Annotated in this window: 10 protein-coding genes; 7 read left to right on the top strand and 3 right to left on the bottom strand. The window is 44.8% G+C overall.

The window, feature by feature from the left end:
* Positions 1 to 127 precede the first annotated feature (127 nt).
* The gene (locus Pelsub_RS10785; RefSeq protein WP_116223728.1) at positions 128 to 691 is read left to right on the top strand and encodes a DNA-3-methyladenine glycosylase I; all 564 of its coding nucleotides are present in this window, start codon (positions 128 to 130) and stop codon (positions 689 to 691) included.
* A gap of 135 nt (positions 692 to 826) precedes the next feature.
* Here the strand turns inward: Pelsub_RS10785 and Pelsub_RS10780 are convergent, their stop codons facing one another.
* Positions 827 to 1111 carry a hypothetical protein gene (locus Pelsub_RS10780; protein ID WP_116223729.1) on the bottom strand — a complete coding sequence of 95 codons (285 nt, stop codon included), beginning with the start codon at positions 1109 to 1111 and terminating at the stop codon, positions 827 to 829.
* Between the two features lie 200 nt (positions 1112 to 1311).
* Between Pelsub_RS10780 and Pelsub_RS10775 the strand changes: the two genes are divergently transcribed.
* Positions 1312 to 2424, top strand: a complete 1113-nt coding sequence (locus tag Pelsub_RS10775) for a hypothetical protein (protein WP_126440500.1) — start codon at positions 1312 to 1314, stop codon at positions 2422 to 2424.
* Between the two features lie 65 nt (positions 2425 to 2489).
* Here the strand turns inward: Pelsub_RS10775 and Pelsub_RS10770 are convergent, their stop codons facing one another.
* Positions 2490 to 5267, bottom strand: coding sequence for a clostripain-related cysteine peptidase (locus Pelsub_RS10770; RefSeq protein ID WP_116223731.1), 2778 nt, complete (start codon positions 5265 to 5267; stop codon positions 2490 to 2492).
* Positions 5268 to 6382: 1115 nt separating this feature from the next.
* The gene (locus Pelsub_RS15950) at positions 6383 to 6505 is read right to left on the bottom strand and encodes a hypothetical protein (protein ID WP_267896262.1); all 123 of its coding nucleotides are present in this window, start codon (positions 6503 to 6505) and stop codon (positions 6383 to 6385) included.
* Between the two features lie 561 nt (positions 6506 to 7066).
* On the opposite strand from Pelsub_RS15950, the gene Pelsub_RS10765 reads away from it, so the two are divergent.
* From Pelsub_RS10765 to Pelsub_RS10745, 5 genes are all read left to right on the top strand, one after another.
* Complete coding sequence (locus Pelsub_RS10765; RefSeq protein ID WP_116223733.1) at positions 7067 to 8113, top strand: LacI family DNA-binding transcriptional regulator; 1047 nt, start codon at positions 7067 to 7069, stop codon at positions 8111 to 8113.
* 157 nt (positions 8114 to 8270) lie between these two features.
* Entirely contained in the window at positions 8271 to 9401 is a 1131-nt protein-coding gene (gene chvE / locus Pelsub_RS10760) for a multiple monosaccharide ABC transporter substrate-binding protein (RefSeq protein WP_116223734.1), read from the top strand.
* A 144-nt stretch (positions 9402 to 9545) separates the two neighbouring features.
* Entirely contained in the window at positions 9546 to 11075 is a 1530-nt protein-coding gene (gene mmsA / locus Pelsub_RS10755) for a multiple monosaccharide ABC transporter ATP-binding protein (RefSeq protein ID WP_116223735.1), read from the top strand.
* A 7-nt stretch (positions 11076 to 11082) separates the two neighbouring features.
* A complete protein-coding gene (gene mmsB, locus Pelsub_RS10750) occupies positions 11083 to 12246 on the top strand; it encodes a multiple monosaccharide ABC transporter permease (protein WP_116223736.1) in 1164 nt (387 codons plus the stop codon).
* A 248-nt stretch (positions 12247 to 12494) separates the two neighbouring features.
* Positions 12495 to 13637 carry a Gfo/Idh/MocA family protein gene (locus tag Pelsub_RS10745; protein ID WP_198418342.1) on the top strand — a complete coding sequence of 381 codons (1143 nt, stop codon included), beginning with the start codon at positions 12495 to 12497 and terminating at the stop codon, positions 13635 to 13637.
* The last annotated feature ends 70 nt before the right edge of the window (positions 13638 to 13707 follow it).

Raw genomic sequence — 13707 nt, 5'->3', positions numbered from 1 at the left:
TGTTTATTCCACCTGACAAAGGAAAAGGGGAAGAACCGCATCGAAATCATCGATTAGTATACAAAATACTGATCGTGGTTTTTTTTTTTGCTAAAATTTGGAATTTCCAATTCGTTATAATAACGATATGAAAAACAGATGCCAGTGGGCGCAAGACCCGCAATTTCATGAATATCACGACGCGGAGTGGGGCGTGCCGGTGCATGACGACCGTAAGCATTATGAGTTCCTGCTGCTGGAAGGCGCGCAGGCCGGCCTGAGTTGGGCAACGATCCTAAAAAAACGCGAGGGGTACCGGAAAGCTTTTGCGGATTTCGACCCTGAAAAAGTCGCTCAATTTACCGCCGCGGATTTCAACCGGCTGCTGCTCAACACGGACATCATCCGCAACAAACTCAAGATCCGCTCAGCTATTAATAACGCCCAAAGATTCCTGGATGTGCGGAAAGAGTTTGGAAGTTTTGACGCGTACATCTGGCAATTTGTCGGTAACAAACCTATTGTGAATACCTGGGAGCAAATGTCCCAGATCCCGGCGGTATCGCAAGAATCAGAGCTGCTCAGCAAGGACCTGAAGAATAGAGGCTTTAATTTTGTCGGCCCAACGATTGTTTACGCGCACATGCAGGCGGTCGGCATGGTTAACGATCATGAAGTATCCTGTTTTCGCTATAAGGAAGTCCAGGACTGATAAGGAAAAGTAAAAAAACACGAATAAAACCATCAGGGGAATAGCCGATCAGATCCTGAGACTATCATGCAGTAATAAAAACAATTTGATTATTAAATGAGATTGTCGAATTTCAGCGGTTTTCAGATGGAGAATTTATATCTTTTTTTTCCATAAGCTCTTTTGAACTAATCCAATGACGAGAAGCAATAAACCCGTAACGCATAATAAGAAACAGACCAGGCCAACGACCATATCCATATTGAAACCGCAGGTGCCGTCACCGACCTGGCCGGCTGCTTGCAGGTAACGCTCGCCGCAATACAGCTTGCCGATCAATCTGGAAACACCCCAATTGGTCAGGCGTTCAACCAGCAACGTGATGCCGCCGATGACGAACAAAAATAATCCGGTAGTCAGGGTTTTATTTTTAGACTGCATTGCTGCCTCTCAAGTAATTTATCAAATACAATATCACGTGAATAAGAACACTATCAATAATCTTACCAGATCTGAAAATTCCCTCAGATTTCAAACTTTATTCCTTTATCCATCTCTGCGATATATTTTCCATAATTGAAAACATAATAAGAAATATCTATAATGAAACTAAATTGTTTCAACCAAATAAAGGAGGAATAATGGTTAGTCAAAAACAACTCCGAATCTTGATAGGTTTTTTCCTGGCGTTTTCTTTTATACTGTCTTCCTGCGGTAATTCGGCAGACACAACATCAGAGGCAAATTTACAGGAAACGCTGCAGGCGATTTATGCCATGGATACCCTTCAGGCGATTGAAGCGCAACAAACCGGTCAAGCAGTTCAACAGCCCACAGAAGAACCGCCCACGGCAGAACCACCCACTGAAGAACCTATCGTGCAGGAGCCGACACAAAGCGATTTTCCAATGCCGGGCGAACCGCCTGAGGAATTGGATCGCACTCTGGAGGATTCTGTGGCAGGTTACACAGGCGAGGACAAGAAGGCAACCCAAGGCGATAACATTCTGAACAACCTTTATGAGCGTCCTTTTACTTCAAGAGAAATGATCTACCAGCCGGACCTTGATATTACAACGGTGGATTTTGGCCCGAGTGACGACGGTTTTTATTATTTCACCGTCCGGTTATATGGCATGAACACCGAAGGGGGCGGGTTGAAAGGTTTATACGGTATTGAATTTGACCGCACCCTAACCGGCCGCGGCGATTTGCTGGTGACTGTCCTGGATCCGCAAAAGGAGTGGACTATGGATGGGGTGACCATTTACCTGGACGACAACCGGGACGTAGGCGGGTTGAAACCCATTGAAGCGGAAGCCGGGTTCAACGGCAGCGGTTATGACACGACGCTTGAAATGGATGCGGATAAAAATGCATATGCCCGGATCGACCCGAAAGACGGTAATGCCGTGCAGTTCGCGATCAGCTTCCCGCTGGTAGGCGGAGTTGACCAATTCTTATGGGGGGCTTGGGCAGATAACGGATGGATGGACCCAACAAGGTTTGATTATAACGACAGTATGGGGCCGACAGAAGCCGGGTCGCCCATCCTTGGCAAATATTATCCGGTCAAGGGGCTTTATAACCTGGATAACACCTGCCGGCTGCCCTTTGGCTTGGAGCAGACAGGCCTGGTAGCGGGTATGTGCAAGATTGGTGTACAAAAGGAAGAATGCAAGTGCTTGCAGTGGTATACATTTAATTTTGGATCGACATCCATGAAAGTATGCATCCGGAAGAAATGCAGTTAACCGAAATCCTAAAACAGAAAAAGGCGGCTTATATAGCCGCCTTTTTCTGTTTTTACCAGGGTTATTTATTCAACAACGAGAGGGCTGAAGGAGAAGGTTGTATTCCCATCCATATCTTCCACGCCAATACCAATATAAAATTCTCCGGGGTAAATAAACCGCGATACAATACCTTGCTTGAAGGGTTTGTCGCCGAATGTCAGAGAATTTCCCTCGTAAAGTGAATCCGTCAAATTGCCATTCTCATCCCTTACCCACCAGGTATCCAGGAATTGGAATTGGTCTCCTTTTTTAGGTGTGATCTCTGACGGCGCGATACCATGTTCTTTGCTTCCGAAATACCCAACGATATTTCTCATTTCGTTGTCACCGTAATTATAGAAATACATTCGCGCGGAAATCTTTTGGCCGGTCTCGGCAGATATATAGAAACCTTTCGCGGAATAGATGGTTTCATCCGGGGTTATGCCATATGCTTCAGGCTCGATCACCGCAAAAGCGACCGTTTCCCCGCTCTGTACGCCGGTCGCGCTGAGTTCAAAGTCGAGGTCAACATGCTTCACTCCATCATCGCGCCTATAGAATGGATAGACGACACCATTGACATCCAAGTTGTCGTCTCCCAGAATATAGTCAAATTGATAGAAGAGGAACCGATTTTCAACCCGGTACAAGCTGATAAGATAAATATAGGCGATCCGGTCACCGTTGATATCTGCCTGGATATTGATCTTGGGGTTGTTCGCGGTTACGCTACCGGGGGTGATAACGGGTTTGCTGATCGTGATTTCTGAATAACCCGGAGCTACCGTTCTGGATTCAATGGGCGGGATGCCCTGTCCGAAATCCTGGCCTGAATAATGGTATGCCAAATAGTCATCCCATAAGCTGCTTTGCGAGAACCGTTCGGTGATAACGGGATACCATTCCTGTGAATATAAACCACCTTCCCAATAGTGTTGAGAAACTGGGAAGTAGATGGAAATACCGGACGCGCCGGGGAAATTGGAGCCGTGTACTTCGGAAACGACCATTTCATCCAAGGCAGTTTCAGTTTCGGTAATGGCATTCATCAGCGCATCCGAAACATTGTTTTCAGCGATCATATTCAAAAAGCTCTTCAGGTCAATGTAGGGTGAGGGCAGGCCATCGTCGAAAATATTGAAGAATGCCTGTGAATACGATCTGGCTTCGGCTACCATGCTCTGATCGCTTTCCTTTAAAGCCAGGAGAACCTGGTTGAATTTTTCGTTGAATGCAGGCAGCAGCGCAAGGTCAACCGCAGAAAGCGTAACCCGATCGCTCATTTTTTGCGAGAACAACTCTTTTTCGACATTCTCGGGAAGGTTGTAAACGGTCAATAATTGTTGATAAGCGGCACTATCCTGAATACGCAGATCCTTTTGAATATACCCGTCGATGATTGCCTGGGCGAATTGAGCCGACTCCATTTCCGGATGTTCGGTCAATTGGGTGAGGAAATAGTCATATGCCCAACCCATCGCAGGCTCGACTTCTTCTGAAGCTACCGCATAGCGCGCATAAGGTTCGAGGCTGTTGTAGACCTCCAGCATCCCCATCAAACACGCGTCCAGGCCAATCACCTCAAATTTACCAATACCGGCCTGAGCGATGATCTCGCCCAAAGCCATATCCAGCCTATTCAAGGAAATAAAGTTGCCGGAAGGATTTTCGGGTGTGTCGTCATACCAACCACCCGTCCACCCCGAACCATGGTCCGACATGATCAAAACATAGCGGTCGGCGGGATACGTCTGGATGGCCCATGTGGCGAAATCAATCAATGTATCCGTGGAACCCATATCCACTTCTCCCAGGTCAGCGACCATGTCGGAATGAATAACCTTAAGATCATCATCCTGTGAAACAAAATAACGCCGCGTGCCTGTCCAGTCACCATCTTCCGAAAAACCTCCTGCAAACCGATCAAGCTGCGCCACAATCTGCACCCGGTCGGTAGAACCAGCTGATTCGGCTTCATTCAAGTCGAAATACAGGTCATGTTCAAGAACATCGTCATCCGCATCCGAATAGATCATCACCAGCCATTTCTGTTCGGCCGGGTCTACCACCGGCAGCGAGACGGCAGTTGGCGATATTTCGATCAAAGGGTTGCTTTGGGTTGGACCGGATTTGCTGAAAACAAGGCTGATAAATGTAAGAAGGCATAATACGCAGACGGAGGCGATAATTCCCAGCGCGGTTTTTTGGGCTGTCTCGGGAGATAATTTCTTTTCAAGGATATTAGCGAGAGAGTCGCGCAAACGCAAAAAGAGGTTCTTGATGAATGTGATACTTTTTTCAAAAATCAGTTTTAACCATGGAACAGCTTTCTCCGAAAATACAGCCAGTTTTCCGCCAATCGTTTTGAAAATTTCCTTTAATTTTCCGGGCGGAATTACTTTGTTTGCAAACGCAGCCAAATTGTTGCCGGCAGCCTGGAAAAATTCCTTGGACTTTCCCCAGTCAATGGATTCCCACCATTCCAATGCTTTACGAAAACCTTTTTTCAGGAAATCAAAGGATTTTAGCGCGATTGCTTGTATTATCTGTCCAGCATTAAGTAGGAATGCACCAGCACCTGTCAAAATTGAGGCAACGGATTTGTGGAAATCTGTTTGGCTGTTTTTATCCCCCGGTAGGTTGAATTTCTTCTTTACTTTGGCACCGCAGTAAGGGCAATTGTTGTATTCTTCCGCCAATATTCTGCCGCATTTCACGCAGGTGATTTTTACAGGTTCTCCACAGTAAGGACAGACATTGAAATCCTCTTGTAGTAGTTCTCCGCATGACGGGCATTGGTAGGGCTGCTCTTTATTCATTGTTTGTTCCTCGCTGAGTTGAAGCTAAAATTATTTTAGATAAAACTTGGTCTTTAGGTTGCTCACTAGAATAGTATACATAAAAAATCGTATTTTTAGGCCTAACACTGATTTGATGTAAATAAAACGGAATATCTGCCCAAAAAGTTCCCCAAACACTTCAGACATTCTTGCTAAATTGGACCGTCATGAAAAACATTGAAAAACAATACCTGGAAAAATCCACTCGCATTTATTGTATATACTTGTAGGAGAAATCATTTTCATCAAGGGAGAAATTAATGAGTTCTCGCATCAAATTATTTTGCAATTAATCATGGTTGTAATCTAATACAGTCCGGTAGCTGCTGCTCCCGCACCTGTGCACCATAAGCTTTTGGAGGTTTACCCCAGAGTTTCAGATTGAATTTTGAAATTAAGTGTTAATTAACCGAACACTTTTTGAATTTCTTCACTAACCGGGAAAATCTTATAACTTGTTCGGTTTTTTTATGACCTGACTGATGAGGAAGAAAATGAAAAAGATGTTAACTAATATAATTTGAAAACAAGAATTACCACTCACTATTTTATTGAATGCATAGAAGATAAAAGAAATGTGTGAAGAAAGAAGTGAAAAAATTGTTTGATAATGAGTTTTTTGATCAAAAAAAGATAAGTGAAAGAAATTTGCTAAAGACATTTATCGAAAATACCGGATACAAATTAATCAAGGTAATTTCTGACGGAGTATATTTGGCCGTAGATACGAACGGCAGGAAATATGTCGTCAAGAATATCAAAGCTCTATCACGGGATTTTAACAAAATTCGCAAGAAAAATGGATATTAATAAGTTATCAAGTGACTGAAGTTGGGGATGTATAAATGAATTATTTTATATTTGTGTTTTGGTTTATATAGAAAATAATAATTTAGTGAAGAGACTTTTTGACACCCAAAAAGCTGACTAAATTTCAAGAGTCTCTTTGTCGTGAGTTCACTGATTTAGTTGTCAAGGGGTAATTCCGTTTAATCAATCTTCGGAATACCTCAATGGGGTATTCCGAAGATTAATATTCCTAAACTTGCTTTATAGACAACAGGCCGGCTGATTCAGGTATTTAAGCAAGTTTATTAAATTGTCCCGGTACTATTACTGCTTTTTTCCTTCTTTAATTTTCGCTTTTCCTTGATGGTCAGCTTAGCCTTCTTCTTTTGTTCTTTATTTCCTTTATCTTTTTTTCCTTGTTCACCCATAGTATCTTCTCCTGAAAACATCTATTTAAAGGTAGGTCTACTTTTTCGTTTACTTTGAGTTTGTGGATAAATTAATTAAAGCGAACTCCTTTTGATCAAATCCTATATTAATAATATCAACATAATGATAAAGCAGAACAAACAAAGGGGCAATGCGTCTTTTCATTTTATCCGGATAGTAACCAGATGGAAATTAAAAAGTCGGTTATTACAGTGGCAGGGGAGTCTCCGGTGAAAAAGCATCAGGATAAGCGCGAAACATTCTCTTCTATTTAAATGGGTGTAAAAAGTGAAGAGGTTAATAATAAATCGACCATAGGTTCGCCGAAAATTCTCATATTTTCATCCATATATGAATCATTAATCATTCGTAAGGTCAGCATCGCAAATTGCTTTCCTTCATAAAAGCCATAGTTTTATTAATAAGCGAAAGATAAAACTCCTGTATTTTTTATGCAAACCTGTGCTTGACTCTGCCTTTAAATCCTGATAAAATGTTATCGTTCCTGTTACCGATAACGGGAACGGTAACGCTAAACTGGCTTCCAAAGGAAAACTTTAGTGCGTCAGAAAGCCGTCAGAGTAAACATTAATGATGTTGCAGCAGTGGCAGGCGTATCCAAGCAAACTGTGTCGCGCGTAATAAACGACAGACCAGATGTTTCTCCTGAAACGCGCAAACGAGTAAAAGAGGTCATTGAGCAGGTGGGATATCGACCGAGTGCATTAGCACGCAGCTTGACCAGTAAACGCAGTTACACATTAGGGGTAGTTATCGCGGGACTTAAATATATTGGACCTTCCACTTTATTGAATGGTATTACATCTACAGCTGAAGAGGCCGGGTATTGTTTAATTTTGAAGGAGCTGCCCAGTTTTGTCTATGATGATATCGAGCCCATTTTCGAGGAACTTATTTCGCGGCAAGTGGATGGGATTATTTGGGGTGTGTCTGAGGTGGGTGAAAATCGTAAAAGACTCAAAAAATTACTTTTCGATCAAAAAATACCTTTGGTCTATCTCACCATGGAACCGAAAAAGCACATAACGGTTATCACCGAAAACAACTATTCCGGTGCCCGTTTGGCGGTAACGCATTTACTGGAGCAAGGATATCAACGCGTTGGGTTTCTTTCCGGTCCGCTGGAATGGTGGGAAGCGCGCCAACGGTTCAAAGCATGGAAGGATGTAATGAGCGAAGCAGGGATGGAAATTCAAGATACCCAATGGGTGACCGGCAATTGGTCATCCGCGAGTGGTGCTGTCAGCATGAAAAAGCTTCTCGAACAGTACCCTGAAATGGATTCCATATTTGTCGCCAATGATCAAATGGCCCTGGGCGCCATGCAAGTGATCCACGAAAAAGGAAAGAGAATTCCGGAAGATATCGGTGTGGTCGGTTTCGACAATATCCCGGAATCCGCGTATTTTTGGCCGGCATTGACGACTATTCAACAGGATCAAGGCCGCGTTGCCAGAGTAGCAGTTGAGGAATTAATAAAAATTATCGAATCAGGGTGGAAAGGGCTGGATCCTGTTGATCCGCATTCGATTTTGCTAGAACCAACCCTGGTCGTACGACGCAGTTCATCGCGATTTCAAGACTAAACATTGAGGAGGTGATAATAAGTAGAGGGATATAAACAACACTGTAGGTGATGCGGTTTGGGACTTTTCTCAACTGCGCATCTAGAAACTAAGATTAGTTAAGGATGTATCAAAATCTCCGTAAGGAGATCAATCAATTTCCTATCTAGGAGGAAGAATGAAAAAGAATTTGTATGTTCTGTTCGGCCTATTAGTGATCGCTTCCCTGGCGCTCAGCGCCTGCGGTGGCAGCGCAGCCCCTGCAGCAGCAGAAGAAGCACCTGCTGAAGAAGCTGTAGTAGCGGAAGCACCCGCTGAAGAGACCAAATTGGTTGGCATCTCCATGCCCACCAAGACCTCAACCCGTTGGATTTCGGACGGTGAGAGCATGGTCAAAGTATTCGAAGATATGGGCTATGACACCGACCTGCAATTTGCTGACGATGATATTCCTAATCAGCTGAATCAGATCGAAAACATGGTTACCAAAGGCGCAGATGTTCTGGTTATCGCTGCTATTGATGGCTCGACACTGACCGATGTTCTTCAACAGGCTCATGACGCCGGTGTGTTGGTGATCGCATACGACCGCCTGCTCGTCAACTCAGAGAATGTTGATTACTACGCTACCTTCGATAACTTCGGCGTCGGTGTCATTATGGGCACCCAAATTGAGACCGGCCTCGACCTGAAGAATGCGGAAGGTCCTTTCAATATCGAACTGTTTGGCGGTTCCCCCGACGACACCAATGCGTATTATTTCTATGATGGCGCCATGTCCATCCTGCAACCGTACATCGACAGCGGCAAATTGGTTGTTCAGAGCGGACAGATGGGTATGGATAAAGTCTCCACGCTGCGTTGGGATGGAATCGTTGCCCAAGCTCGTATGGACAACCTGTTGAGCGCGTTCTACACCGACAAGCGTGTAGATGCCGTTTTGTCCCCCTATGATGGCCTCAGCATTGGCATTCTGTCCTCACTGAAAGGTGTTGGTTATGGAACTGAAGGCCAGCCGATGCCCGTTGTAACCGGTCAGGACGCAGAAGTCGCTTCTATCAAGTCCATGATTGCCGGCGAACAGACCTATACTGTGTTCAAAGACACGCGTGAACTCGCCAAGCAAGCTGCCGCGATGGTTGATGCAGCATTGAAGGGCGAGGAAGTGCCGATTAATGACACCGAAACCTACGACAATGGTGTCAAGATTGTGCCTTCATACCTGCTGATCCCGTTCAGTGTGGATATCACCAACTACAAAGAGTACCTGGTAGACACTGGCTATTACACTGCCGACCAGCTCCAATAGTCTATAATTAAAAACAGGTGTGTGAGGGAGATCTGCCCTCACACACCATAACCTTATCTATTTTGAGGCTACAAGAAATTATTTCAGATCTACCAAAATGAGTTGTTTTTCAATACTCAACAAAAAAACAAGGACGAGAAGAATATGTCTGACGTAATTTTGGAAATGCGCAATATCACAAAGGAATTTCCCGGTGTAACGGCGCTTAAGAATGTGAGTTTCAGCGTTCGGCGGGGAGAGATCCATGCTCTGGTGGGGGAAAACGGGGCAGGAAAATCCACATTGATGGAAGTATTAAGCGGCGTTCATCCTTATGGATCCTATAGCGGGGATATTTATTTTGAGGGGAAGGAATGCCAATTTCGAGATATCACCCAGTCTGAAGCAGTTGGCCTTGTTATTATTCATCAAGAACTTGCACTTATACCATTTCTTTCTATAGCAGAAAACCTGTTTCTCGGTAATGAGCGCGCAAAAAACGGCATTATTGATTGGAACAAGACCATCTCAGACGCGGAAGCATTACTGAAGAAAGTTGGATTGAAAGAGTCACACAGCACCCTGATCACGAACATGGGTGTGGGCAAACAACAGCAGGTAGAAATCGCCAAAGCGCTGGCTAAAGAAGTCCGGCTTTTGATCTTGGATGAACCAACCGCGTCATTAAATGAGAGCGATAGTGAAAAACTACTTGAGTTACTCCTTCAATTAAAAGAGAATGGAATATCTTCCATTTTAATTTCACACAAAATTGGTGAAGTATCCAAAGTTGCCGACTCTATTACGATCCTGCGGGACGGCGCAACCATTGAGACTTTGGATTGTGCGAAAGAGACCATTACAGAAGATCGAATTATCCGCGGTATGGTTGGCCGTGATCTGACCCATCGTTTCCCCGAACGCAAATCCAATATTGGGGAGACGATTTTTGAAATTCGGGATTGGAATGTCTATCACCCCCTGCATACCGATCGTAAGGTCAGCGATAATATCAATATTTCTGTCCGGAGAGGGGAGGTCGTCGGTATATCCGGGCTGATGGGATCGGGCAGAACCGAATTAGCGATGAGTATTTTCGGTGAGGCCTACGGTACGAATATCAGCGGCACGGCATATAAGAATGGTGAAGAAATTGACATCAGCACCATCGAAAAAGCGATTTCCAATGGGATAGCTTACGCAACTGAAGACCGTAAAGCTTATGGGTTGATCCTCATTGATCAAATAAAAGACAACATCACGTTGGCAAATTTGGATGCTGTTGCGGGCCACGGGGTTATCAACGAGCCGCAAGAAATGACCGTAACCGGCGAATACCGCGACAAATTGGGGATTAAGTGTTCCAGTATTCTGCAATTGGCGCGTAATCTTTCCGGCGGCAATCAACAAAAAGTAGTATTGAGTAAATGGTTGTTTGCTAATCCGGAAATCCTGTTCCTGGATGAGCCCACACGCGGTATTGATGTTGGAGCGAAATACGAAATTTACACAATTATTAACCAACTAGCTAGTGAAGGTAAAGGGATCTTCCTGATCTCATCTGAGCTGCCGGAGATATTGGGGATTTGTGATCGGATATACGTGATGCGCGAGGGGAAAATTGTTGCAGAAATGCAATCAAGTGAAGCGACTCAAGAAAAAGTAATGAAATATATTTTGACCAACAAGAGGTAATTAGACAATGAAAACACTGGCATCTCTTTTCAAAAAGAATATCCGCGAATATGGCATGTTGATCGCACTTGTTATGATCATGGTCTTTTTTCAATGGAAAACAGGCGGTATATTGATGAAACCCATCAATATTACAAATCTGGTTTTACAGAACAGCTACATCATCATCATGGCATTGGGCATGTTAATCGTGATCGTTGCAGGTTGGATCGACCTGTCTGTGGGATCGGTAGCCGCCGTTATCGGAGCCGTTGCAGCCGTATTGATGGTGAGATTGGATGTAAATTGGGTTGTGACCTTTATGATTTCACTTCTGGCCGGCGCATTGATCGGCGCATTCCAGGGCTATTGGATCGCATACGCAAAAATACCAGCATTTATTGTCACACTGGCGGGAATGTTGGTCTTCCGCGGATTGACGCTGGTTATCCTTAATGGCGAAGCGGTGGGCCCATTTCCAGTTGGATTTCAGAAATTAAGTTCCGGATTCATCCCCGATTTCTTTAATTATGATGGCCTGCACCTTACCACGATCGTGATTGGCGGCTTGCTCTCCATAATATTAATCTTTATGGATATAAAAAACAGAAAAAACCAGCAAAAGTATGGTTTTGATGTAACCCCGTTTTACTTTTTCATTATCAAGAACATTGTGATTACCGGCGCGATTATGGGCTTGTGCTTTTTAATGGCATCCTACAAGGGTCTTCCAAATGTACTGGTTATCCTGGTCATCCTGATTGCTTTTTACGGCTTCATCACCAGCAAAACAACTCTTGGCCGGCGTATTTACGCAATGGGAGGCAATGAAAAAGCAGCCCGACTTTCCGGTGTAAATTCACCGCGTTTGCTGTTCTATACCTTTGTAAACATGGGCGTTCTTTCAGCGCTTGCCGGCATGATTGTTGCGGCACGGTTGAATGTCGCCACACCTAAAGCGGGAGATGGTTTTGAACTGGACGTAATCGCGGCATGCTATATCGGTGGCGCGTCAGCTTCCGGCGGTATCGGAAAAATTATCGGAGCCGTCGTTGGCGCATTCCTTATCGGTGTGATGAACAATGGTATGTCCATTCTTGGAATCGGGATCGATTGGCAGCAGGCAATCAAAGGCCTAGTATTGCTGCTGGCGGTTTACTTTGATGTCTATAACAAAAACAAAAGCATTTAGCGAATAAAGCTGATCGGAAAATATTTGGTAAATGCCGTAGTTCAAGAATAGAAAAATATACACCTAAAAGAACACAGAACAATCAACGCTAGAATTACTAAATACGGCGGGGAATATCCGCAAGGGATTTTGTGTGGATTTGCATAGACTGCTGTGGTATTAATATTGACTTGGCTCGGAATCGACGAATCAAAATTTGGAAAGAAATGTAATAGAGAACTGAGATGGAACAAAATCCTGTTATCGCAATGTTGGGACGCAGACTCCGTCTGGCAGTGATTGGCGGAGGGCCGGGATCATTTATTGGCGCGACGCATCGGCGGGCGGCCAGAATTGATGATCGTTATGAAATCAATGCCGGCGTTCTTTCTTCCAGCCCGGAAAAATCAGCCCAAGCAGGCCTTGAAATTGGACTGGCCGCAGACCGCTGTTACGGGCAGGTTGAAGATCTGCTGGAATCGGAATCGGCGCGTGAAGATGGCGCTGATGTGATTGCCATTATGACACCCAATGACAGCCACTATACGTACGCGATGGCAGCCCTTGATAAAGGGTTTGATGTGATTTGCGATAAGCCGATGACAAATACCCTGCAGGAAGCAGAAGTGCTGCATGATAAGGTGATGAAATCGGGTTTAATCTTCTGCCTTACACATAATTATTCAGGCTACCCAATGGTACGCCAGGCAAAGGCAATGATCGCTGATGGGCAGTTAGGGACGATACGACTGGTTCAGGTGGAGTACGTGCAGGGCGGTAAAGCAGATGAAAGCAAGCCCGATCCACAGGAGTCCTGGCATTTTGATCCCGCCCGCGGGGGTCCTTCCGCGGTCATGGGTGATATCGGTTCTCACGCGCACCATCTCATTCGTTTTGTCAGCGGGCTTGAAGTCATGGAAGTTGCTGCGGATATTGGCGCTGTCGTACCCGGAAGAGTGATCGACGACTTTGCCGGCGCATTACTGCGTTTCAACAACGGCGCGCGCGGGAGCTTTTGGGTTACGCAAGCGGCCGCGGGTGTGGAAAATTGCCTGCGCATCCGTGTGAGCGGCACACAGGGTAGCTTGGAGTGGATGCAGGAAATTCCTCAAACACTTACTTTCAAACCCCTAAACGCACCATCTCAAATCCGAACGCCAAACGGACCGGGTGTTCTTCCGCTGGCAAAACATTCCTCACGCATCGTCGCCGGTCATCCCGAGGGCTTTCACGAAGGTTTCGCGAATGTTTACTCAGATGCGGCTGAAGCAATTGCTGCCAGAAGATCTGGCAAACAGGCAAATCCACTCTGTATGTATTTTCCAAATTCCAAAGATGGACTACTGGGTTTGAAGTTTATCCATAGCGTTATCGAATCAAGCAAAACCAACGGCAAATGGATGAGGTGCTAAGCAACGATGATCGATATTCCCTGTATGCCTTGGACTACAAATGAAAGCTATAGTAGATGACTTTGAATAA

It is taken from the genome of Pelolinea submarina, assembly GCF_003966975.1.
In the GTDB taxonomy this organism is placed as follows: Bacteria; Chloroflexota; Anaerolineae; order Anaerolineales; family Anaerolineaceae; genus Pelolinea; species Pelolinea submarina.
Note: the sequence above shows the minus strand (reverse complement) of the source record. Positions and strands in the feature narration are given on the sequence as shown.

Coding starts and splice junctions, on each gene's coding strand:
- Pelsub_RS10785 (WP_116223728.1), top strand. CDS start 128: ATGAAAAACAGATGCCAGTGGGCGCAAGACCCGCAATTTCATGAATAT.
- Pelsub_RS10780 (WP_116223729.1), bottom strand. CDS start 1,111: ATGCAGTCTAAAAATAAAACCCTGACTACCGGATTATTTTTGTTCGTC.
- Pelsub_RS10775 (WP_126440500.1), top strand. CDS start 1,312: ATGGTTAGTCAAAAACAACTCCGAATCTTGATAGGTTTTTTCCTGGCG.
- Pelsub_RS10770 (WP_116223731.1), bottom strand. CDS start 5,267: ATGAATAAAGAGCAGCCCTACCAATGCCCGTCATGCGGAGAACTACTA.
- Pelsub_RS15950 (WP_267896262.1), bottom strand. CDS start 6,505: ATGGGTGAACAAGGAAAAAAAGATAAAGGAAATAAAGAACAAAAGAAG.
- chvE (WP_116223734.1), top strand. CDS start 8,271: ATGAAAAAGAATTTGTATGTTCTGTTCGGCCTATTAGTGATCGCTTCC.
- mmsA (WP_116223735.1), top strand. CDS start 9,546: ATGTCTGACGTAATTTTGGAAATGCGCAATATCACAAAGGAATTTCCC.
- mmsB (WP_116223736.1), top strand. CDS start 11,083: ATGAAAACACTGGCATCTCTTTTCAAAAAGAATATCCGCGAATATGGC.
- Pelsub_RS10745 (WP_198418342.1), top strand. CDS start 12,495: ATGTTGGGACGCAGACTCCGTCTGGCAGTGATTGGCGGAGGGCCGGGA.